A 20,842-nucleotide genomic window follows, 5' to 3' on the forward strand; every position below is an offset into this window, starting at 1 on the left:
CGCCTGCGCACCGCCGGTGGAGGGGTTAGGTGAACAACATTGCCGACAGCACGAAGTTGAACATCAGCACCAGCAGCGAGGCGTTGACCACCGCACGGGTGGTCGCCACCGAAGTGCCTTCAATGGTCGGCTCGGCGTGGAAACCAACATAGGCGGCCACCAGCGCGGCAGTGCCGCCGAAGATCGCCGACTTCAGCATCGCCACGCCGAAGTCGTCCCAGAAATCCACGCTGTTGCGCAGCGCCGACCAGAACACGCCGTTGTCCAGGCCCAGCACGTGCACGGCTTCGAAGTAGCTGGCGCTGATCGCCAGCGAACAGAAGATGCCGGTCAGCAACGGCACGGTCAGCACCGCCGCCCAGAAGCGCGGCGCTACCGCCTTGGCCACCGGGTCGATCGCCATCAGCTCCAGCGCCTTGATCTGGTCGGTGGCACGCATCAGGCCCAGTTCGGCCGCGATCGAGCTGCCGGCGCGGCCGATGAACAGCAGCGCGGTCAGCACCGGTGCCAGCTCGCGGTACAGCGACAGGCCGAGCAGGGTCGACAGCGCGTCGGCCGCACCGAAGGTGGTCAGCGTGCGGTAGCCCTGCAGGGTCAGCACCAGGCCGACGAAGGCACCACCGACGGCGATGATGGGCAGCGAGCGCGCGCCGATCTTGTAGATCTCGCGGGTCAGCTCGGCAAGGAAATCACGCGTGGGCAGCGAACCGCGCAAAACGGTCAGCGAGAAAAGGCCGGCGCGGCCAAGCGAACGGGTGGCTTGGACGAACGGCATCAGGCGACCCTCGCGCGCGGCGCGGCATCGAACGGGATGGGGCCATCGGGCTGGCCATGCAGGAACTGCCGCAGCAGCGGGTCCTGGCTGGACTGCAGCGCCTCGGGCGTGCCCTGGAACACGATGCCGCCATTGGCGATCGCGATCACCTGGTCGCAGATCGGCAGGGTCTCGTGCACGTGGTGGCTGACGATGATGCTGGTCAGGCCCAGGCTGTGGTTGAGGCGCTGGATCAGGCTCATGATCACCCCGGAGGCGATCGGATCCAGCCCGGTCAGCGGCTCGTCGTAGATCATCAGCGGCGGGTCCAGCGCCAGCGCACGGGCCAGCGCCACACGGCGCGCCATGCCGCCGGACAGCTCGCGCGGCCAGGCATCGGCGGCGGCCAGCAGGCCCACCGCATGCAGCTTCATTTCCACCAGGCGGCGCAGCACGGCGGTCGGCAGGCGGGTGTGCGTGCGCAGCGGCAGGGCGACGTTTTCGGCCACAGTGAGGTCGGTCAGCAGGCCATTGCCCTGCAGCAGCACGCCCACGCTCTTGCGCATTTCCAGCAGTGCGCCGCTGTCATGCGGGATCGGCTTGCCGAACAGGGTGACCTCGCCGGCGACCGGGCGCAGTTCGCCGGTCAGCGCCGCCAGCAGGGTCGACTTGCCGCTGCCGGACGGACCGAGCACGGCAGTGATGCTGCCCTTGGGCACCTGCAGCGACACGTCGCGCAGGATCGTGCGCCCGCTCCGGTCGATGCGGACGTTGGATAACTGCACCAGACTGGAGGTGGAAGCCGACATGGGCACCATTAACGTTTTTTAGACATCGAAGGATCGGGCCCGTCGGCTGAACATAAGCAGACTGGACGGTCCAGTATTGTTGCACGGCAAGGCCTCGCGTAGGCCGGGACAATCGGTCGGCGGGCCGGAACAATCCGTACCGCTGGCGTGCCAACCATTGAATACTGCCTGCCGTGCTGCACACTGTGCATGATGAGTGACCCGGGCAGCGATTTCCGCCTCTACCATTCCAATTCCCTGGACGTGCTGGCCGCGCTGCTGGCGCGCAACGTGCGTGTGCCGGTGCAGGGCCAGCCGCTGCTGGCGCCGGAAGTGGTGCTGATCCCGCAGGTGGCGATGCGGCGCTGGCTGCAGGCGACACTGGCCGCGGAATTCGGCGTCGCCGCCAACCTCCAGTTCCTGACCCCCGGCGAGTTCGTGGCGCGGGCGCTGAAGGCCAACGTCAGCGGCGAGCAGGACGATCTGGACGCGGCCGGCCTGCACTGGAAGCTGTACCAGGCGCTGCGCGATCCGTCGCTGCTGGCGCAGCCACCGATGCGCGCGCTGCAGTCGTATCTTGCCGGCGATGATGCTCTGAAGCCGTGGGCGCTGGCCGGCGAGCTGGCCTCGGTGTTCGAGAAGTACCAGGCCTGGCGGCGTGACTGGCTGCTGCGCTGGGCGGCGGGGGCCGATCCGGCCGATCCGCAGGCAATCCTGTGGCGCACCATCACCCGGGGCCACGACTACCGCGCCCGCCGCATCCAGGAGTACCTGGACCGCTTCGAAGGCGCCGGCCAGCCGCTGCCGCAAGGCCTGCCGCCGCGCATGTCCGCGTTCGCGACGCTCAACATCTCGCCCGACGTGCTGCGGGTGATGGCCACCCAGGCCCGGGTGGGCGAGCTGCACTTCTACATGCCCACCCCGGTGCAGTCGTACTGGGGAGATCTGCAGACGCTGGCCGAGCGCCTGCGCAGTGGCGCACCGGATCCCTTCGGTGAAGCGGCCGGCGAGAACCGGCTGCTGGAAGCGTGGGGTGCGGCCGGGCGCGACTTCATGGCGGTGCTGGGCAGTTACGAGGTGGTGCATCCGGCCGGCGAAATCGCCGCCTATTCGGATCCGGAAGAAGACACCCGGCCAAGCCTGGACGAAGGTGGCCTGTCCGACAGCCTGCTGCATCGCCTGCAGCGTGACCTGTTCCACCGTCGCGCGCTGCCCTCGGGTGAACTGCGCGACGGCCTGCGCAGCGACGACCCCAGCCTGCAGGTACACGCCTGCCACACCCGCCTGCGTGAGTTGCAGGTACTGCACGACCAGCTGCGCAGCCTGCTGCAGGACCCGCGCTTCGACCCGCCGCTGCAGGCGCGCGAGATCGCGGTGCTGGCGCCGGACATCGATCCCTATGTGCCGTACCTGGAAGCGGTGTTCGGCGGTCGCGGCGGCGAGGAGGAACACATTCCGTATGCGCTGGCCGACAGCAGTCCGCTGGCGGGCGAGCCGCTGGCCGATGTGTTCGTGCATCTGCTGGGCCTGCCGGTCTCGCGCTTTGGCCTGAACGAAGTGCTGGACCTGCTGGCCAGCGCGCCGCTGTCCGAAGCGGCCGGGCTGGAAGCGGTGGACTTCGACCGCCTGCATGGCTGGCTGCAGCAGGCCGGCGCACGCTGGGGCCTGGACGCAAGACACCGCAACCAGCACCAGGCACCGGCCGACGACGCCTACACCTGGCAGTTCGCGCTGGATCGCCTGGTACTCGGCCATGCCACCGGCAGCGAGGCCGACGTGGCCGGCGTGGCGCCGTGGATCGAACTGGAAGGCGGCGCGCTGGACGCGCTGGACCGGTTGCTGCGCCTGCTGCGCGTGCTGGCGGTCTACCAGCGACGCCTCGGCGAGCTGCTGACACCGGCGCAGTGGCGGCAACGCCTGCTGTCGCTGCTGGATGCACTGCTGCCCACCGCGCCCGGTTCACCCAACAGCCAGCGCGCGCTGGAGCGCCTGCGCAAGCTGCTCAACCAGTTCGCCGACGATGCCGCCAAGGCCGGTTTCGAAGACGGCGTGCCGCCGGAGGTGGTGCGTTCGCACTTCGCCGGCGTACTGGGGGAGGCCGATACGCGCGCACCGCTGCTGACCGGTGGCATCAGCTTCGGCCGCATGGTGCCGATGCGGCTGCTGCCGTTCCGGGTGATCTGCGTGCTCGGCCTCAACGATGGCGATTTCCCGCGCCGGGACCCGGCCGCGGGCCTCAACCAGCTCACCGCCGAGCTGGATACGCCGCGCCGCCGTCCGGGCGACCGCTCCACCCGCGAGGATGACCGCTTCCTGTTCCTGCAGCTGTTCGCGGCCGCGCAGGAGGTGTTCTATCTCAGCTATCTCGGCGCCGATCCGCGCGATGGCAGCGTACGTGAGCCGTCGGTACTGGTCAGCGAACTGATCGATGCCGCCGCCGCATATCACCTCGATCCGACTGCTGCGGTCCGCGACTTCACCGTGCGTCACGCCTTGCAGCCGTTCTCGCCAGCCGCGTTCGGTGATGGCGATCCACGCCGCTTCAGCTATCGCCCCCAGTGGCATCCGGCCGCCGGTCGCCTGACCGGCCAGCGCGGTGGCCTGCAGCCGTGGTTCGATGCACCGTTGCCGCCGCCGCTCGACGATGCGGTGGAAGACGAGGTCGCACTCGATACCCTGCGTCGTTTCCTGTGCGACCCGGCCGGACAGTTCCTCGCTCAGTCGCTGGGCCTGCGCCTGGCCGACGAGGTGGAGGAGGTGGATGACCTGGAACCGCTGGTGCTGTCCGCGCGCGGACCGGAAAAGCGCAGCGTGCAGGCGGCGGTGGTACGCGCCACGCTCAGCGGCGATGCCGAGCCGTTGTACCCGCGGCTGCGCGCGCGTGGCCTGCTGCCGTCGGGTCCATTGGGCGAGCGCCAGTTCGAGGTAGAGCAGTTGAAGACACGCCCGTATGCCAGTGCGCTGCTGGGCTGGATGCAGGGCGAACCACTGGAAAGCCGTCGCTACGAAGTGGACGTCGATGGCGTGCGCCTGCATGGCCGCGTGGCCGATCGGCATCCCGAAGGGCTGGTGCGCCTGCGTGCCGGCACACTCAATGGCAATGCAGTGATCCGCCACGGCCTGGACTGGCTGCTGGCGAACGCGGCGGGCGATGCGCTGCCGCTTGTGCAGTTCCATGATGGTGGCGACGCCGGTCCCGGCCCGCATGTACTGCCGGCACTGAGCGTTCCCGCTGCACGTGCGGCGCTGCGTGCGCTGCTGCAGCTGCGCCAGCGTGGCCTGCGCGAGCCGCTGCGCTTTGCCCCGTACACCGGCTGGGTGCTGTACAACGCGCCGGCAGAAAAGCAGCGCAGCGAAGGTTGGAAGCAGTGGCACGGCAGCGACCGCAGCTGGGGTGAATCCAGCAGCGACGCCTGGCAGCTGCTGCTGCGGGGTGCCGATCCATTTGCCACCGACGCCGGCTATGCCGACCTGCTGCGCAACAGCCAGGTGGTCTTCAGCGCGGTGCGCGAAGGCCGCGCTCTCGGCGCCGAAGCACGCCAGGAGGGCAACGCATGAACACCGCCATCGCCGAAGACGGCATCGAATCCCTCAGCCGTGATCCCTACCTGGCCCTGCCGCTGGACGGCATCCGCCTCATCGAAGCCAGCGCCGGCACCGGTAAGACCTTCACCCTGGCCACGCTGTTCACCCGCCTGGTGGTGGAGCAGGGCCTGCGCATCGGCCAGATCCTGGCAGTGACCTTCACCGATGCCGCCACCCAGGAACTGCGCAAGCGCATCCGCGAGCGCCTGGCGCTGGCCGCGCGCCTGGTCGACCTGGAAGCGGCCGACGGTGAAGCACCGGAGGTGCGATTGACCCGCGACGTGCTGCAGCGCCATCTGCAGGGCGGCACCGAGAGCGCCGCCGCACTGAAACGCCGCCTGCAGGTGGCCGCAGACGAGATCGACCTGGCGTCCATCTTCACCATCCACGGCTTCTGCACCCGCGTGCTGCGCGAGCATGCGCTGGAAAGCGGCCACACCTTTGATCCGCCGGAACTGCTGGCCAGCGACCGTGAGCTGCTGGAGGAGCTCGCGGCCGATCTGTGGCGCGTGCATGCCAACGACCCGGCCACGCTGGAGCCGCTGACCTGGCTGTGGTCCAACCCGGATGCGCTGGCGGCCGATCTGCGCGCGTTGCTGGCTACGCCGCCTCTGCACCCGTTGCCACGGCCGGTGGCGCTGGCCGATCCACACCCAGCATTGCAGGCCACCGCCGCCGAACTGCAGCAGGCGTTGCGCGAGCATGGCGAGCAGTTCTTCATCGACCTGTGCGATGCCGTCGACAACAAGTGGCTCAACGGCGTGTCCTACAAGCTGGGCTGGCTGCATCCGCTGGGCCGGCAGCTGCTGGCCTGGGCCGAGCGCGCCGACCCGCGCGAGCTGCTGATCAGCGAACGCCTGCCGGCGCTGCTGCCGGAGGCGTTGGCCGCCAAGACCAACAAGAAATTCGCCGAGCGCACGCCGTCGTCGCCATTGCAGGCACCGTTGGCGCGCTATGTCGTGCTGCTGGCCGAACGCGATGCCTGGTTGCGTGCCACCGCATTGAATTTCCTGCACGCGCTTCGCGCCGACGCCACGCAGCGGCTGCAGGCACTGAAGCGCATCCGCCGGGTGCAGACCTACGACGATCTGATCGATGGCGTAGCGCTCGCCCTGGAAGGCCCGCAGCGACTGACGCTGGTCAGGCAGCTGCGCGCGCAGTACCGCATCGCGCTGGTCGATGAGTTCCAGGATACCGACGATCGCCAGTGGGGCATCTTCCACACCGTGTTCGGTGATTCGCCGGAGGTGCGCGAGCTGGACCTGGCACCGGCGTTGTTCCTGATCGGCGACCCCAAGCAGGCGATCTACGGTTTCCGCGGCGGTGATATCCACACTTACCTGAAGGCCAAGCAGGTGGCGCAGCAGGCGCCGGTACTGGACCAGAACTTCCGCTCGCGACCCGCTGTGCTGCGCGCGCTGCAGGCGCTGTACGACAACGCTGGCGAAGACGCCTTCCTCGAACGCGACATCCAGTTCGAGCCGGTGCGGCCCGGTGGCGTGCGCAGCGATGCGGACTACCAGCGCGACGGCCATGCCGCCGCGGCGCTCACCCTGCGCGTGCTGCGCAGTGGCGGTGACAAGGCGATGAGCGCCGATGCCTCGCGCGATGCGGCGACCCAGGCCTGCGTGGCCGCGATTCACCAGATCCTGGTCGAGGCGCGTGCGGGCAATGCCGTGTTGCGTGGGCGCCCGGTGCAGCCCGGTGACATCGCGGTGCTGGTGCGCTCGCATCGCGAGGCCACCCTGGTGCAGCGCGCACTGGCCGCGGTCGGCATTCCGGCAGTGGCAGCCGGCAAACAGAGCCTGTTTTCCACGCCTGAAGCGCGTGATCTGCGTGCGCTGCTGCTGGCACTGCTGCAACCGGCCGACGAGGGCCGCCTGCGCGCAGCGCTGGCCACGGTACTGCTCGGCCAGCGCGCCAGTGCGATTGCGGCGATGGAACGCGACGGCGACCTGCAACGCGGGTTCCAGGCGCAGCTGCTGCACTGGCGAGAGCGCTGGCAGCGCGGCGGGCCGTTCGCGGTGATCGCCGATGTCTGTGCCGCGCAGGGCGAGCGTCTGCTGGCGCTGATCGATGGCGAGCGCCGCCTGACCAATTACCTGCAGCTGGGTGAACTGCTGCAGGAGGCCTCGGCGCAGGCGCTGGGCATGCATGGCCTGCTGGACTGGCTGCAGGGGCAGATGGCCAGCGCCGACCAGAATGACGAGCAGCAGCTGCTGCGCCTGGAATCGGATGCGCGCCGCGTGCAGATCATCACCCTGCACAAGAGCAAGGGCCTGGAGTATCCGCTGGTGTTCCTGCCCTTCGTCGGCATCGACGGCGGCGCACCGAACACGGCCTCGCACTGCACCGTGCACGTCGGCGGCCAGCGCCAGTTGCACTGGAAGCTGGACAAGGACGAGGCCTGGGAAGCGGCCACCACGCAGCGCGAACGCGAGCAGCGCGCCGAGGATGCGCGCCTGCTGTATGTGGGACTGACCCGTGCCGAGCACGCGCTGTGGATCGCCGTGGGTGATCTGGCCGGGCTGGGCAAGACGCGTCTGGCGCCGCTGCTGGGCGACCTGCAGGCGCTGCGCGCACACGCCGATGTGCACATCGATGACAGTGATGCACCGGCCGCGCTGCCGCAGCTGGCGGCCGAAGTGGAAGGTGACCTTCCGGCGGTGCGTGCACTGACCCGGCGCGTGCCGCACGACTGGTGGGTGTACAGCTTTACCCAGCTGGCCCACGCAGATGCAGGCGTTGGCAGCGATATCGAAGCGGCCGCCACCGAGCTGCCGGCACCGGCCGCCGACGAACCGGCCGGCCCGGAACTGCCATTGGAACCGGCGCTGCCTGAACCCACCGCGGCCGCCGAGGACAACGCCCCGCTCGATCCGCGCTTCATGGGCAGTCGCTTCGGCAACGTGCTGCATGGGGCAATGGAGAACGTCAACTTTGCTGCATGGGCTGACTGGCAGCCGGGCCTGGAAGCGCCCGAGGGGCAGGCCGAGGTACTGCGCAAGGCGCTGCACGACGAAGGCTATGCCGACGTCGACCTGGACGACGGCGTGGCGGTGCTGGTGCCGCTGGTTGGCCACACCCTGACCGTGCCGCTGCCCGAAGGCGGCGCGCTGCACAGCCTGGGAGAAGGCGAGCGCCGCGCCGAAATCGACTTCCATTTCGCCATCGAACCAACCACGGTGCCGGCGCTGCTGCAGGTGCTGCATGCGCACGGCATTTCCAGTGGCCGGCGCGGCTTCGGCCAGCGCCGCCGCCTGGAAGGGCTGATGACCGGCATGATCGACCTGACCTACGTGCGCGACGGGCGCTGGTACGTGCTCGACTACAAATCCAACCGCCTGCCCGGCTACAGCCCGGACCTGCTGGCCATTGCCATGCGCCACAGCGAATACGACCTGCAGGCGCTGATCTACACCGTGGCCCTGCATCGCTGGCTGCGCTTCCGCCTGGGCGCGGCCTACGACTACGAGCGCGACATGGGCGGCATCCGCTACCTGTTCTGCCGCGGCCTGGATGGCACCGGCAATGGCGTGCATGTGGACCGTTTCCCGCTGGCGTTGGTGGATGCACTGGATGCGTTGTTTGCCGGTGGCGAGCAGGCCCAGGCCGAACTGGCCGCACGTGCCCGTGGAGCCAGCGCATGAGCCTGCTGAAGGAACTGCATCAGAAGGGCCAGCTGCGCACCCTTGATCACGCGTTGGCGACCAGCCTGCAGCGGCTGCGCGACGACACGCCCGAGAGCGTGGCGCTGGCGGCGGCGCTGGCCTCGCTGGCGGTGTCGCAGGGCCACGCCGGGTTTGATCCGGCTCAGCCGCAGCGGTTGCTGGACGGCGTGCCCGAGTGGCCTGCCGCGCACGACTGGCTGGCACAGCTGCGTGCATCGCCGTGGGTGGCGACGCCGGAGCAGGCCGATGCCATCGCCGAGGACGCGCCGCTGGTGCTGGAAAACGGCCTGCTCTACCTGCGCCGCTACCGCGAGTACGAGCGGCAGCTGGCGGCCGGGCTGCAGCGCATCGGCCGGCATCCGCTGCCGCCGCCGGACATGGCCGCGCTGGCACCGCTGTTCGCGCAGCTGTTCCCGCAGGCATTGGGCGGCGAGGACCACCAGGCACGCGCAGCCGGCGTGACCCTGCGCCATCCGCTGGCACTGGTCACCGGCGGCCCCGGCACCGGCAAGACCACCACCATCGCGCGCCTGTTGCTGCTGCTGGCGGCGCAGGCCCGGCATGCCGGCCAGCCGCTGCCCGAGGTGGCGTTGGCCGCGCCGACCGGTCGCGCTGCCGAGCGCATGGCCGAGAGCCTCCGCGTAGCCGTGCAACGGCTGCAGGAACAAGGAGTGGATGCGACGTTGTGCGCGGCATTGCCCAGTACCGGCACCACCCTGCATCGCCTGCTCGGCGTGATTCCCGATTCACCGCGCTTCCGCCACCACGCTGATAATCCACTGCCGGTGGATGTGGTGGTGGTCGACGAAGCGTCGATGATCGATCTGCCGATGATGGCCAAGCTGGTCGATGCGATCGCCAGTGGCACCCGGCTGATCCTGCTCGGCGACCCGGACCAGCTGCCGTCGGTGGAAGCCGGCGACGTACTCAGCGCGATCCTGCGCGCCAGCGGCGATGGCATCGGCACCCGCGCCGACGACGCGCAGGCACTGCATGGTCTGCTGGCGCCGGCCACCTTGCAGCCGCAGGCGGCACCACGCGCCTTTGCTGGCCGCCGCGTGCAGCTGCAGCGCGGTTACCGTCAGAGTGATGCGCTGGACCTGGCGCCGCTGGCGCATGCCGTGCGCGAAGGCGACAGCAGCACCGCATTGCAGCTGCTGCGCGGCGGGTCTCTGGCGGGCGTGCATTTCCACGAAGGCGAAGCCGATCCATTGCGTGGCCAACGCGAGCATCTGCTCGGCCACTGGCGCGCGCTGGCCGAGGCCGCTGATCCGGTAAGTGCCCTGCAGCAGGCCGGGCGCCTGCGCGTGCTGACCGCATTGCGCGAAGGCCCGCAGGGCGCGCGCGGGCTCAACAGCCGTATCGAACAGCTGCTGGCAGGCAACACCCCTGGCTACTTCCAGGGCCGCCTGCTGCTGGTCACCGAGAACAGCTACCGGCACCGCCTGTTCAACGGCGATATCGGCATCTGCCTGCGCGATGGCAGCGGCGCGATGGTGGCCTGGTTCCCCGGCGATACCGTCGACCAACCACGCGCCTTCCACCCCGCAGCACTGCCCGCGCACGAAAGCGCCTTTGCGATGACCGTGCACAAGGCACAGGGCTCGGAGTTCGATGAAGTGTGGTTGCAGCTGCCACGCCAGGACAGCCGCGTGCTGTCGCGCGAGCTGGTCTACACCGGCCTGACCCGTGCCCGCCAGGTGCTGCATGTGGCGGGCAGCGCAGAGGTGCTGCAGGCCGCATTGAAGCGGCATGCCAGCCGCCTCGGTGGTCTGGCCTGGCGGCTGGGTGCGGAGGAGGCGGCCGAAGCACCGGCACCCATCGAGCAACCCACGGTGCAGGGCCAGTTGTTCTGAACGGGGGTCGGATCCCGTTCCCACCGGGAACGGGCTCTGACCCCGGTCGCCCCGATGTCGCATTTGCCCTTTGATGACGCCGTCGGCGCTACCTATCCTGCGTTGCTATCCCACGACACAGGAACCGGCACATGGCGCTTATCGCCCTGGATGACCCACGCTGGGCCGAACTACAGCATGCCTATGGGGCTGCGGATGACATTCCGGAGCTGTTGGCCAATCTGAGTATTCCAAAGGGGGAGAGATCGGAAGACGATTCGATTGAAGACACCTGGGAGGAATTGTGGAGTAGCTTGTGCCATCAAGGGGATGTCTACAGCGCTTCGTTTGCAGCGGTGCCGCATATTGTTGACGTGCTTCTGCAGCAGCCAGAGCTCTTGATGTTTGACTTTGTTGGGCTGCCGGTCAAGATCGAAGTCGAGCGGAGGGAGGCTGGAATCTCAATTCCTGAATCCGTGGAGCCTCAGTACTCAGAAGCGCTCCAGAACCTTGCATGCTTCGCCGCAAGCGTAATCCTCGATAAACATGACAAGAGTATGAGTTCAGCGTTGCTGACAACGCTTGCCCTGGCCCATGAGAACACGGGTGTCGCGCGGATGCTTGGGCAGATAACTGCTTACGAGGCTGATGAAGCGGTCGATCTGTTCCTGAATCGCTAGCCAGAAGCAGTCGAGCATGGCTCGACTCTACAAAAGCGTACTTCGATCATTTCCACGCTCATCCACGCATGGCGTGGATCTACTGCAGACCGCAGGAAACTGTCGAAGGCGGGGTGGGTCCGGTTGAGGGGGTGTGAGCGGCATGGATGCCGCGACCAAGCCCCCATGGATGGGTTTACGGCGTCCCCCTCAACCGGACCCACCCCGCCATCCCAAGGAACACCCGCTTTTGACGTTGACGTTGCCTCGGCAGGTGCAGGGCGCAGCCCTGCCGCCCCCGTCATTCCGCGATCAGCACCAACCCATCCGGGAACACGATCGCCGCTTCATCGGCACTCACATCGAAGAAGCCCACGCCGTGCTTCTCGGCCAGGTCCTGAACGCGGCCATGCGCGCGCTCGGCCACCGAGTAGGCGAACGCGCCGTAGATCACCTGCCGGCCGATGCTGTACTCGGTCACTTCGGCACGATCGTCATCGTCGTTGCTCAACGGGCCGTTCAACGGCGGGAAGTCCTGCGCCATCTCCGCGAACCACACTTGCAGCGCCGGGCTGCTGACCGCCGGGTCGTCGTACTCGTGGCGCTCGTTCCACTGCGTCTGCTTCTCGAACCAGGCGATGAAGGCCGCCGCTTCGCGCGGGGCCGCGCTGGCCTCGAACACCATCATGTCGTAACTCATTGAACCGTCCTGTGGGGATTGCGAGTGGCCGCCAGGCATGGCCCGGCGCTACCGGGCCACGATGGTAGCGCCGGACCGCGCCTGGCGGATCGCATTACACGGACGGCGATTCGGCGCCTACCCATCCCGGCGCCAACGCCTTCGCCTCCGGGAACAACGCAAAGCGCAGCCCGATCAGGCCCATCAGCGCCTCGTCGCGCGCCTTGCAGGCGGCCACGCTGCCGACCCGTCCCAGCGAGGTATCCAACCGCTCGCGCAGTGCCTGGTCTGCAGCAATCGGCTTGCGCGCCGCGATCTGCCGCCGGTAGTGCCCAGCGATCTCTTCCAGGATGTGCTCGACGGCTTCGCGGCTGCGCTCGGGCAGTTCCAGCCGTGCACGACGCAGCTGCAGGATGTTCAGGCCGATGCGCGCCTCGTTGAGCATGTCCACGGAGGCGATGTCGCTGCCCTCCGGCGTCGCTGCCAGGCGCGGTGCGAGCAGGCCCAGCAGGTCGAGCATGCGTGCGGCGAAGCGTTGCCGATCCTGCTGGCCACGTCCTTCGGCGGCTTCGGCCAGCGTGGTCCAGCCCTGCCGCACCAGCCGGCGTGCGGTCCACTCGGCACCTACCGAACGGAACAGGCGGGTCATCACCACTGCAAAGCCAATGCCGATGAACATCGCGATCGACGAGTTGAGGAAGGTCTGGATGTTGGCGCTGTAGGTGTTCTGCAGGCTCAACAGCGCGGCCAGGTTCACCGTCAGCGGCAGCGCGAACAACGCGCTCTTGGGGTGGTGCAGCATCAGCCCCAGCGGCAGGAACGCCACCGCCAGCACCAGTGCCAGCAGGCCGAAGTCGTGCACGGCCGGGAACACGCCGAACAGGTACACGCCGGCCACCACCGAGGCGACCATCGCCCACACCAGGAACGACACCATGCTCGGTGCCGGATCGTCCTGTGCGGCGAAGAACGCGGCGGTCACCGCCGCCATCATCGCGCCGTTGCCACCGCCCTCCCAACCGAGCGCGATCCACAGTACGCAGTAGCTCATCAGTGCCACGCCGGCACTGAGCGCGGAGAACAGTGCCATGCCGTAGTCGACGTGCCTGTCGGCGGCCACCCGTTCGGTGCGGATGCGATAGTGCGCGCGGTCCAGCGGCGCGGTGCCCTGATCGATCGCGTGCTGCAGGGTGCGGCAGTCCTGCCACAGGTCCACCAGCTCCTCCAGGCGCAGCAGCAGGCTGGCCAGCTGCAGGTGCTGCAGGTCGCGGTCCACCTGCGGCTTCAGCGCGCTGATGCGCGCGCGCAGCCGCGCGTACTCACTGGCGTTGGTCGGGCCGTCCAGCCAGTCGTGGATGTCATCGACCAGCGCCGGCAAACCTTCAGGCAGGGCCTGGCCATCGGTGCGCAGCGCGCTCAGGCGGTCAGCAATCGAGGACAGCACCGGCAACAGCAGCAGCATGCGTTCGCGCAGCCGCTCCATCGACACTGCCGAACCGGCATGGCGCGGGTCGTCGCGGCGCAGGAACTCGATCAATGCCTCGAACTGCACCAGGTCGGCGGCCAACCGGTTGCGTGGCACGTGTGCACGGCCACGTTCCAGGATCTGCCGGCACCACTGCGCGGCGTCCTCCATCCAGTTGCCGATGCGGGCGCGCAGCATCGGCCGCACCGAGGCCGGGAACAGCAGCGAGGCGAACAGCACCGCCACCACCGTGCCGAGGATGATCTCCTCGCTGCGCGCCACCACCGTGTCGAAGATGGTTTCCGGCGAGGTCACTGCGGGGAAGCCGATGAAGGCGGTGGTGTAGCCGGCCAGCAGGAACGCGTAGCCGCGCGGGCCGCGGTTGAGCAGGGCCATGAACAGGCAGCCGGCCAGCCAGATCGACATGGCCGCGCTCAGGACCAGCGGCGTTTCCACCAGTGCCGGCAGCACCAGCAGGGTGGCCAGGCCGGCCACCAGGGTGCCGACGATGCGGTACACGCCCTTGGCCCGGGTCGGGCCCAGCAGCGGCTGGCTGACGATGTACACCGTGCCCATCGCCCAGTACGGGCGCGACAGGTTGCCGGCCATGGCGATGTACAGCGCGGCCACTGCGGCCAGGTAGGTCTTGATCGAGAACAGCCAGGCCTGGCGGTCGGTCAGCGCGTTCATGGCTTACTTCGCTGCGGTCGAGGCGTTGGGCGCGGTGGCGCTTGCCTGCCAGCCACCGCCCAGCACCAGGAACAGATGGATCTGGTCGCGCGAGACCTGCGCTTCGGCGGCCGCCAGCGTGGCATCGCTGGTGGCCAGGCTGCGGTCGGCATCCAGGCTGGACAGGTACGGCGTGCGGCCGCCCTGGTACAGCCGGCGGTTCTGCTCGGCAGCCAGCGCGGCCTGCTCCTGCGCGATGCGCAACGACTGCAGCCGGCGCAGGTCCTGCGCATAGCGGTCCAGCGCGGTCTGGGTCTCGCGCAGCGCCTGCAGGACCGTGTGGTCGAACTCGGCCAGCGCCGCGTCGGCACCGGCTTCGGCGGCGTGGATGCGCGCGTGCGTGCCCGACGACGGCAACGTCCACGAAATCAGCGGGCCGATCGACCATTGCTGGGTCATCGGCGTGCCGAAGTCTTCCAGCAGGCCGGCGGCACCCACCGAGGCACCCAGGCGGATGTCCGGATACAGTTCGGCGGTGGCCACGCCAATGCGCGCGGTGGCCGAGGCCAGCTTGCGTTCGGCCTGGCGCACGTCCGGGCGGCGCTGCAGCAGCGCACGGCCATCACCGACCGGCAGGGGCTGCGCCAGGCCGGGGGCGTGTGCACAGTCGATCACGCCAGTCGGCAGCTGGCCCGGGGTCTGCCCGAGCAGGGCGGCCAGCGAATAGGCGGCCGCCGAGCGCTGCGCATGCAGCGGCGGCAGTGCAGCTTCCAGCAGCGCCACCTGGGCATTGGCGCGGGCCAGCTCCGGCGGCGTGCCACGGCCAGCCGCGATCAGGCGCTCGGTAACGGTGCGGCTGCGCTGTTGCAGCTGCAGCGAATGCTCGGCCACGTGCAGTTCGTGGTTGGCATGGCAGATTTCCAGGTAGCTGTCGGCCACCTGGGCGACCACACTGACCTGGGCCAGATCGCGTGCCGCCGCCACCGACTGCTCGTCGGCACGCGCCGCTTCGGCGCCGCGCTTGAGCTTGCCGAACAGGTCGAACTGGTAGCTGACCGCGAACTTGCCATCGGCCAGGTTGATCACCGGCAGCTCGTGCTCCTGCAGGAACGATTCGGCCGACAGCTGCGCGCGGCTGACCCCGGCCTCGGCTTCGTACTCGAAGCCACCGGCGTCCAGCGCCTGTTCGTATACCGCCGCCGCACGGCGCAGGTGCGCATCGGCGGCCTTCAGTTCGACGTTGTCTCGCAGCGCCTGGGTGATCAGGCCATCCAGCACCGGGTCGTTGTACAGCGACCACCAGCGGTCGGGCAGCGCCTGGTTGGCGGCCACCTGCGGGTTCTGCGTATCGATGAAGGCCGCATTGGCCTCCGGGCGCTTGAACGCCGAGCCTTCCGGCAGCGCATAGTCGGGGCCGACGGTCCTGCACGCGGCCAGGCTGGCCAGCGCGACGATCAGGCCGAGACGGGGCAGGGTGGCGTTCACAGGCCCGCCTGTGTCGGCGCGGTGCCGACCTTGTCGTTGTGCGGGTGACGGCCGGTGTCCACGGTCACCGTCGCGGTGCGGCCGGCAATCAGTTCCACGCCCTTGGGCACCTCGTCGATGGCGATGCGCACCGGAATGCGCTGGGCCAGGCGCACCCAGTCGAAGGCCGGGGTCACGTTCGGCAGCAGGGTGCTGCCGTTGCTGCGGTAGCGATCCTCGATGCCGGCGGCGATGCTCTCGACATGGCCGCGCAGCGGCGCCGATTCGCCCATCAGGCGGATGTCCACGCGCTGCCCCGGGGCCACGCCGCGCAGGCGGGTTTCCTCGAAGTAGCCGTCGATGCGGAACGAGCCGGTGTCCAGCAGCGCCAGCACCGGCTTGCCGGCCACCACGTAGTCGCCCACGCGCATGGTGCGGTCGTTGACCCGGCCATCGGCCGGTGCGCGCACCTCGGTGCGGCCCAGGTTGAGCTCGGCCAGGTCGACCGCCGCCTGTGCGGTGCCCAGCGCAGCCTGTGCAGCCTGCAGCTTGGCGCGGCGCACTTCGGCGTCCTCGGCGGCGACCAGATCCTGCAGGCTGCGGTCACGGCCGATTTCGCGGCGCAGCTGCGCCACCGAGGCCTGGCGCTCGGCCAAGCTGGCCTTGGCCTGTTCCAGCGCGATGCGGTAGCGCGCGCGGTCGATCACGAACAGCACGTCGCCCTTCTTCACCGCCTGGTTGTCGGCCACGTTCACCGTTTCCACCAGCCCGGACACGTCCGGTGCCACCTGCACCACGTCGGCACCGACATGGGCGTCGCGGGTCCACGGCTCATCCATGTAATAGACCCACAGCTGGCGCAGCACCAGCAGGGCGACGATCACGGCTGCGCTGGTCAGCAGTATGGGCAGGGTCTTCTTCACGATCTTGTTCACGATTGCATCCAACGCAGGAGGTGGAACAGCAGGCCAAGCACGATCCCGTACAGCGCCAGGTTGAACAGCGCCGGGTGCCATACATGGCGATAGGCGCCGGCACGCTGCAGCAGCGCGTGCAGGCCGCTGTTGACCAGGTAGGCCAACAACATCAACCCGAGCAGGGTCGGGACGAACACTCCATGGAGACTGAATTCACCGGGCATCGGAAGGGGCGGGGGCGAGGTGGGGGAGGGGAGGGACAACAGAACAACGGCAACGGGCAAAAGCCGCTGGCGTGTGCACGGCAGCGGCGGTGTTCGGGGGCAGCGCTCTTACGTGATGCGGTCGGCGGCCTCGGCCAGCAGGCGCCATGCCTTCAGCACGGCGTGCAGTTCATCCATGGAAAGCTCGCCGAACACGTCCTGGCGCAGGCCGATCAACTGGTCTTCCAGCTCGCTGACCAGCGCATGGCCCGCGTCGGTCAGCCACAGCAGGTTGGCGCGGCGGTCGCTGGCGTCGCTCTCGCGGCGGACCAGGTCGCTGGCGCACAGCTTGTCCAGCAGGCGCACCAGGGAAGGACCCTCCATGCCCAGCTGCTGGGCCAGCGCCACCTGGCGGATGCCACCGCCGGAGCGGCCGATCATCAGCAGGGGCATGGTGCAGGCGGTGGAGATGCCGTAGCTGCCGAGCCGACTGTCGGCCAGGCGCTGCCACTGCCGCCCTGCGTACAGCAGGCCGGAGCTGAGCTGCATCTGCAGCACGGTGCGCTCGTCGAGAGGTCGGTCCATAAGAGATAGATAGGATACTACTAATTTCATTCCTATCAATAGGTTTTTCTGAATGGGGGGTGTAGTGAGGAAAGCGTTGCGCCTGCCTGGTGTCGGGTGGGGCAGGGGGGGCCGGACGGTGCAGGACACGCCGTGAACCCCCCTCCGGGGTCCGGCCCAGCCGCTGGCGGCTGTGCGTTCGGGCGCTTGCGAGGCATGCCTCGCAAGCAAAGCGCCCTCACCCTTGGGGGCTCGGCCGCGGCATCCATGCCGCGGACGGTCCTGCCCCGCCCGGCCCCCGCTGCCTTCCCATCACCCCGCGAGCGCGGTGGGTTGGCTCTTAGAAGCAAGAGCAGAAGCAGTGCGGACCAGCGGTCCGCACCCACCAAGGCGGCGGCGGCCGCTTCCGAAGCCATGAACCTCCGCTTCTGACCCCGCTTTCGGGCGGTCCGGCCGCGCCCGCAGGAATTTGTCGGAGAGGGGGAGGGGCAGGCCGGGCAGGACCGTCCACGGCATGGATGCCGTGGCCGAGCCTACAGGGACGTACTTGCGGCGTGTCCTGCCCGGCCTGCCACTTCCCCCTCTCGCTCAGCAGCAACGAGGCGCGGAAGAACCCCCCGATGAACCGTCCCAACAGGACGACCCACCCCCCGGTCGGGTACGATGCTCGCCCCCCGTTCGGGACGCTGTACGCAATGAGCAAGAACAACGAAAAGGCCGCCCCGCAGGGCGACGTGACCCAGGACCAGGCCGAGGATGCCGTGCGCACCCTGCTGCGCTGGGCCGGTGAGGACCCGTCCCGTGAAGGCCTGCTGGATACCCCCCGCCGTGTCGCCGAAGCCTATGGCGACTGGTTCAGCGGTTACCGCGACGACCCGCGCGCCTACATGGAGCGGACCTTCGAGGAAGTGGCCGGCTACGACGAACTGATCGTCCTGCGTGACATCGAGTACGAAAGCCACTGCGAACACCACATGGCGCCGATCATCGGCCGCGTGCATGTCGGCTACCTGCCGGCCGGCAAGGTGGTGGGCATCAGCAAGCTGGCCCGCGTTGTCGAAGCCTACGCCCGCCGTTTCCAGGTGCAGGAGAAGATGACCGCGCAGATCGCCCAGTGCATCCAGGACGTGCTGCAGCCGATCGGCGTCGGCGTGGTCGTCGAAGGCGCCCACGAGTGCATGACCACCCGCGGCATCCACAAGCGCGGCGTCAGCATGGTCACCTCCAAGATGCTGGGCAGCTTCCGCGACGACGCGCGCACCCGCGCCGAGTTCCTGCGCTTCATCGAAGTGGGCGGCAAGCGCTGAGCCGTTTGCCCGCACCGCGCCGGCCCCTGGTGGCCGGCATGCCCACGGCTGCCCACGCAGCCGCCGTGGGTGGCTGCTTGTCCCCACCAGACCTCATGACTCTTTTCGCTGCATGAAGCATCGCGAACGCATTGCCCGTTACCGTCACCTGCGCGAACAGCCCCAGTGGAAGCTGCTTGCCGCCGACCATGCCCCGGAAATCATCGGCCTGTTGCAGGGCCTGCTGATGGACGGCGAGCGCACGTTGCCTTCGTCGGTGCTCAACGAGCGCCTGCAGCGCGCGCTGGACCAGCTGGCCGGCGATGAACTCTCGCGCGAGCTGCCGCGGACCGCGCAGGCCTACATCGCGCACTGGTTGGCCCAAGGCTGGTTGGAGCGCCGCCTGCCCGAAGGCGCCGACCAGGAACAGTACGAGCTGTCGACCGCAGCGCTACAGGCGATCCGCTTCGCCGACGGCCTCGAGCAGGCTCGCGTGGCCGCCACCGAGAGCCGCCTGGCACTGGTCATCGAACAGCTCTCGCAGCTGGCCGCGCAGACCGAGTCCGACCCCGATGCCCGCCTCTCGGCGCTGCGCGACGAGCGCGACCGCATCGACGCCGAGATCGCCCGCGTCGGCGCCGGCCGCGTCACCGCGCTGGATGGCAAGCGCGCCCTGGAACGTGCGCGCCAGATCATCGGCCTGGCCGACGAGCTGACCGAGGATTTCCGGCGCGTGCGCGATGACTTCGAGCAGCTCAACCGCGAGTTCCGCGAACGCATCATCGACGATGAAGGCGAGCGCGGCGACGTGCTGTCGCAGCTGTTCGAAGGCGTGGACGTGATCGGCGAGAGTGATGCAGGGCGCAGCTTCCAGGCCTTCTGGCGTCTGCTCAATGACGCCGAGCAGAGCGCCCAGCTCGATGCCGCGCTGGAAGCGGTGCTGGCGCGTGGCTTTGCCCGGCGCCTGGACCGCAACGAGCGCAACTTCCTGCGCGGCTTCACCAGCACCATGCTCGAGCGCGGTGGCCAGGTGCACGACGTGCTGCAGCACTTCGCGCGCAGCCTGCGCGGCTTCGTACAGAGCCGTGGCTATCTGGAGCAGCGCCGCCTCAACCAGCTGCTCAAGCAGGCGCAGTCCGAAGCGCTGGCCCTGCGTGACGAGTTCCCCGCACAACGCGGCATCGGCCGCGACCTGCAGCTGACCACCAGCCGCCTGCGTTCGTGGTCGCAATGGAAGCTGCACGATCCGCGCAGTGCCCAGGTCGATGGCAACGTCGAGTACAACGACGCGGCCGCGATCAGTCTGGAAAGCGTCGGCGATCTGGTCGCTTCGTCCGAAATCGACTTCCGCACCCTGCGCCGCGACCTGCACGACCTGCTCGATGCACAGCCGCGGCTCAGCATCGCCCAGGCCCTGTCGCAGCGCGAAGCGCCGCAGGGCCTCGGCAGCGTCATCGGCTACCTGTCGCTGGGCACGCGTTTCGGCAACGTGGTCGCCGGCGAGCAGGAGCTTGCGCAATGGCGCGGTGGCGACGGCCAGATCCGCCGCGCCCGCATCCCGCTGGTTTGGTTCACCCAGGAGAGACGCCATGAGCTGGCATGAAGATCCCATCGAAGCACCGCAGGCCGACGTGGCGGAAGACGCCTACGAGGCCGAGCCGGCGGCGACCATGGCGCAGCCCCGCCGTGGCAACGACGTGTACTACCTCGGCGACACCGGGCGCCTGCCGCTGGATGCGCGCCGCGCGCTGTGCCAGCTGCTGATCGGCCCCAGCATCGACCAGCTGCGCCACGCCAAGCTGTGGCCCGCGCTGATCCGCAGCGAAGCGGCCATCCGCTCATCGCTGGCGGACCTGTTCCTGGAACTGGTGCTCGACCGCGACAGCGGCGTGGCGTTCACCCGCCAGGCCGATACCGAAGACGTTGATGCGCCGGTGCTGCTGCGCACCTCGCCGCTGACCTTCATCGACTCGGTGCTGCTGCTGTACCTGCGCCAGCAGCTGGCCGAGGCCGATGCACGCGGCAACCGCGCGGTGGTCGCCGACGCCGAGATGGCCGAAGCGCTGGCCATCTATGAAAAGAACCTGTCCACCGACCGCGCCGGCTTCAACCGCCGCGTTGCCTCGGCGGTGCAGAAGATGAAGGACAACCACATCCTGACCCGCCTCAGCGGCCAGGATGACCGCCACGAAGTCTCGCCGGCGCTGAAGCTGCTGTTCTCCGCCGAAGACGTGTCCCAGCTTTCGGCGGTGTACCGCCAGCTGCGCGAAACCCCGGCCGCCGAGGCCTGAGAGACCCGACCA

At 68.8% G+C, this 20,842-nt stretch carries 15 protein-coding genes; 7 read left to right on the plus strand and 8 right to left on the minus strand.

All coding sequences use genetic code 11. The annotated features are described in order from the left end of the window. Positions 1–25: 25 nt before the first annotated feature. Both ACTXG9_RS14930 and ACTXG9_RS14935 read right to left on the minus strand, forming a co-directional pair. Positions 26–775, minus strand: coding sequence for an MlaE family lipid ABC transporter permease subunit (locus ACTXG9_RS14930; RefSeq protein ID WP_005414955.1), 750 nt, complete (start codon positions 773–775; stop codon positions 26–28). Further along, positions 775–1,563: an ABC transporter ATP-binding protein gene (locus ACTXG9_RS14935; RefSeq protein ID WP_014039019.1), complete on the minus strand. Its 789-nt coding sequence runs from the start codon at positions 1,561–1,563 to the stop codon at positions 775–777. The genes ACTXG9_RS14930 and ACTXG9_RS14935 overlap by 1 nt, the downstream gene beginning before the upstream one ends. A gap of 189 nt (positions 1,564–1,752) precedes the next feature. On the opposite strand from ACTXG9_RS14935, the gene recC reads away from it, so the two are divergent. The 4 genes from recC to ACTXG9_RS14955 all read left to right on the plus strand — a co-directional run bounded on the left by recC (position 1,753) and on the right by ACTXG9_RS14955 (position 11,313). Next, positions 1,753–5,100: an exodeoxyribonuclease V subunit gamma gene (gene recC / locus ACTXG9_RS14940; RefSeq protein WP_456115722.1), complete on the plus strand. Its 3,348-nt coding sequence runs from the start codon at positions 1,753–1,755 to the stop codon at positions 5,098–5,100. Continuing rightward, positions 5,097–8,777: an exodeoxyribonuclease V subunit beta gene (gene recB / locus ACTXG9_RS14945; RefSeq protein ID WP_456115721.1), complete on the plus strand. Its 3,681-nt coding sequence runs from the start codon at positions 5,097–5,099 to the stop codon at positions 8,775–8,777. The genes recC and recB overlap by 4 nt, the downstream gene beginning before the upstream one ends. Further along, positions 8,774–10,654: an exodeoxyribonuclease V subunit alpha gene (gene recD, locus ACTXG9_RS14950; protein ID WP_288037466.1), complete on the plus strand. Its 1,881-nt coding sequence runs from the start codon at positions 8,774–8,776 to the stop codon at positions 10,652–10,654. The genes recB and recD overlap by 4 nt, the downstream gene beginning before the upstream one ends. 131 nt (positions 10,655–10,785) lie before the next feature. Beyond that, entirely contained in the window at positions 10,786–11,313 is a 528-nt protein-coding gene (locus ACTXG9_RS14955; protein ID WP_456115720.1) for a hypothetical protein, read from the plus strand. 280 nt (positions 11,314–11,593) lie between these two features. Here the strand turns inward: ACTXG9_RS14955 and ACTXG9_RS14960 are convergent, their stop codons facing one another. From ACTXG9_RS14960 to ACTXG9_RS14985, 6 genes are all read right to left on the minus strand, one after another. Further along, positions 11,594–11,992 (minus strand): hypothetical protein, encoded by a 399-nt coding sequence (locus ACTXG9_RS14960; RefSeq protein ID WP_288041355.1) that lies wholly within the window; start codon positions 11,990–11,992, stop codon positions 11,594–11,596. Positions 11,993–12,086: 94 nt separating this feature from the next. Further along, positions 12,087–14,126: an FUSC family protein gene (locus ACTXG9_RS14965; protein WP_288041356.1), complete on the minus strand. Its 2,040-nt coding sequence runs from the start codon at positions 14,124–14,126 to the stop codon at positions 12,087–12,089. A gap of 3 nt (positions 14,127–14,129) precedes the next feature. Continuing rightward, positions 14,130–15,590, minus strand: coding sequence for an efflux transporter outer membrane subunit (locus tag ACTXG9_RS14970; RefSeq protein WP_188250462.1), 1,461 nt, complete (start codon positions 15,588–15,590; stop codon positions 14,130–14,132). Beyond that, positions 15,587–16,504 carry an efflux RND transporter periplasmic adaptor subunit gene (locus ACTXG9_RS14975; protein ID WP_188250461.1) on the minus strand — a complete coding sequence of 306 codons (918 nt, stop codon included), beginning with the start codon at positions 16,502–16,504 and terminating at the stop codon, positions 15,587–15,589. Before ACTXG9_RS14975 ends, ACTXG9_RS14970 begins: the two co-directional genes overlap by 4 nt. Continuing rightward, on the minus strand, positions 16,501–16,710 hold the full coding sequence (locus tag ACTXG9_RS14980) for a DUF1656 domain-containing protein (protein WP_010487502.1): 210 nt from the start codon (positions 16,708–16,710) through the stop codon (positions 16,501–16,503). Before ACTXG9_RS14980 ends, ACTXG9_RS14975 begins: the two co-directional genes overlap by 4 nt. 108 nt (positions 16,711–16,818) lie before the next feature. Beyond that, the gene (locus ACTXG9_RS14985) at positions 16,819–17,274 is read right to left on the minus strand and encodes a MarR family winged helix-turn-helix transcriptional regulator (RefSeq protein WP_012481667.1); all 456 of its coding nucleotides are present in this window, start codon (positions 17,272–17,274) and stop codon (positions 16,819–16,821) included. 674 nt (positions 17,275–17,948) lie between these two features. Between ACTXG9_RS14985 and folE the strand changes: the two genes are divergently transcribed. From folE to ACTXG9_RS15000, 3 genes are all read left to right on the plus strand, one after another. Continuing rightward, positions 17,949–18,560: a GTP cyclohydrolase I FolE gene (gene folE / locus ACTXG9_RS14990; protein WP_004141296.1), complete on the plus strand. Its 612-nt coding sequence runs from the start codon at positions 17,949–17,951 to the stop codon at positions 18,558–18,560. A gap of 112 nt (positions 18,561–18,672) precedes the next feature. After that, positions 18,673–20,142, plus strand: coding sequence for a DUF3375 domain-containing protein (locus ACTXG9_RS14995; protein WP_019658766.1), 1,470 nt, complete (start codon positions 18,673–18,675; stop codon positions 20,140–20,142). Beyond that, positions 20,129–20,830, plus strand: a complete 702-nt coding sequence (locus ACTXG9_RS15000) for a DUF4194 domain-containing protein (protein ID WP_019658765.1) — start codon at positions 20,129–20,131, stop codon at positions 20,828–20,830. Before ACTXG9_RS14995 ends, ACTXG9_RS15000 begins: the two co-directional genes overlap by 14 nt. The last annotated feature ends 12 nt before the right edge of the window (positions 20,831–20,842 follow it).

This window comes from Stenotrophomonas maltophilia group sp. LNF247 (genome assembly GCF_054083135.1).

What these genes read in the sequence shown, in the direction of transcription:
- ACTXG9_RS15000 (WP_019658765.1), top strand. Translation starts at nt 20,129, where the DNA reads ATGAGCTGGCATGAAGATCCCATCGAAGCACCGCAGGCCGACGTGGCG.
- ACTXG9_RS14935 (WP_014039019.1), bottom strand. Translation starts at nt 1,563, where the DNA reads ATGTCGGCTTCCACCTCCAGTCTGGTGCAGTTATCCAACGTCCGCATC.
- ACTXG9_RS14985 (WP_012481667.1), bottom strand. Translation starts at nt 17,274, where the DNA reads ATGGACCGACCTCTCGACGAGCGCACCGTGCTGCAGATGCAGCTCAGC.
- ACTXG9_RS14980 (WP_010487502.1), bottom strand. Translation starts at nt 16,710, where the DNA reads ATGCCCGGTGAATTCAGTCTCCATGGAGTGTTCGTCCCGACCCTGCTC.
- recD (WP_288037466.1), top strand. Translation starts at nt 8,774, where the DNA reads ATGAGCCTGCTGAAGGAACTGCATCAGAAGGGCCAGCTGCGCACCCTT.
- recC (WP_456115722.1), top strand. Translation starts at nt 1,753, where the DNA reads ATGATGAGTGACCCGGGCAGCGATTTCCGCCTCTACCATTCCAATTCC.
- ACTXG9_RS14930 (WP_005414955.1), bottom strand. Translation starts at nt 775, where the DNA reads ATGCCGTTCGTCCAAGCCACCCGTTCGCTTGGCCGCGCCGGCCTTTTC.
- folE (WP_004141296.1), top strand. Translation starts at nt 17,949, where the DNA reads ATGAGCAAGAACAACGAAAAGGCCGCCCCGCAGGGCGACGTGACCCAG.
- ACTXG9_RS14995 (WP_019658766.1), top strand. Translation starts at nt 18,673, where the DNA reads ATGAAGCATCGCGAACGCATTGCCCGTTACCGTCACCTGCGCGAACAG.
- ACTXG9_RS14960 (WP_288041355.1), bottom strand. Translation starts at nt 11,992, where the DNA reads ATGAGTTACGACATGATGGTGTTCGAGGCCAGCGCGGCCCCGCGCGAA.
- recB (WP_456115721.1), top strand. Translation starts at nt 5,097, where the DNA reads ATGAACACCGCCATCGCCGAAGACGGCATCGAATCCCTCAGCCGTGAT.
- ACTXG9_RS14965 (WP_288041356.1), bottom strand. Translation starts at nt 14,126, where the DNA reads ATGAACGCGCTGACCGACCGCCAGGCCTGGCTGTTCTCGATCAAGACC.
- ACTXG9_RS14955 (WP_456115720.1), top strand. Translation starts at nt 10,786, where the DNA reads ATGGCGCTTATCGCCCTGGATGACCCACGCTGGGCCGAACTACAGCAT.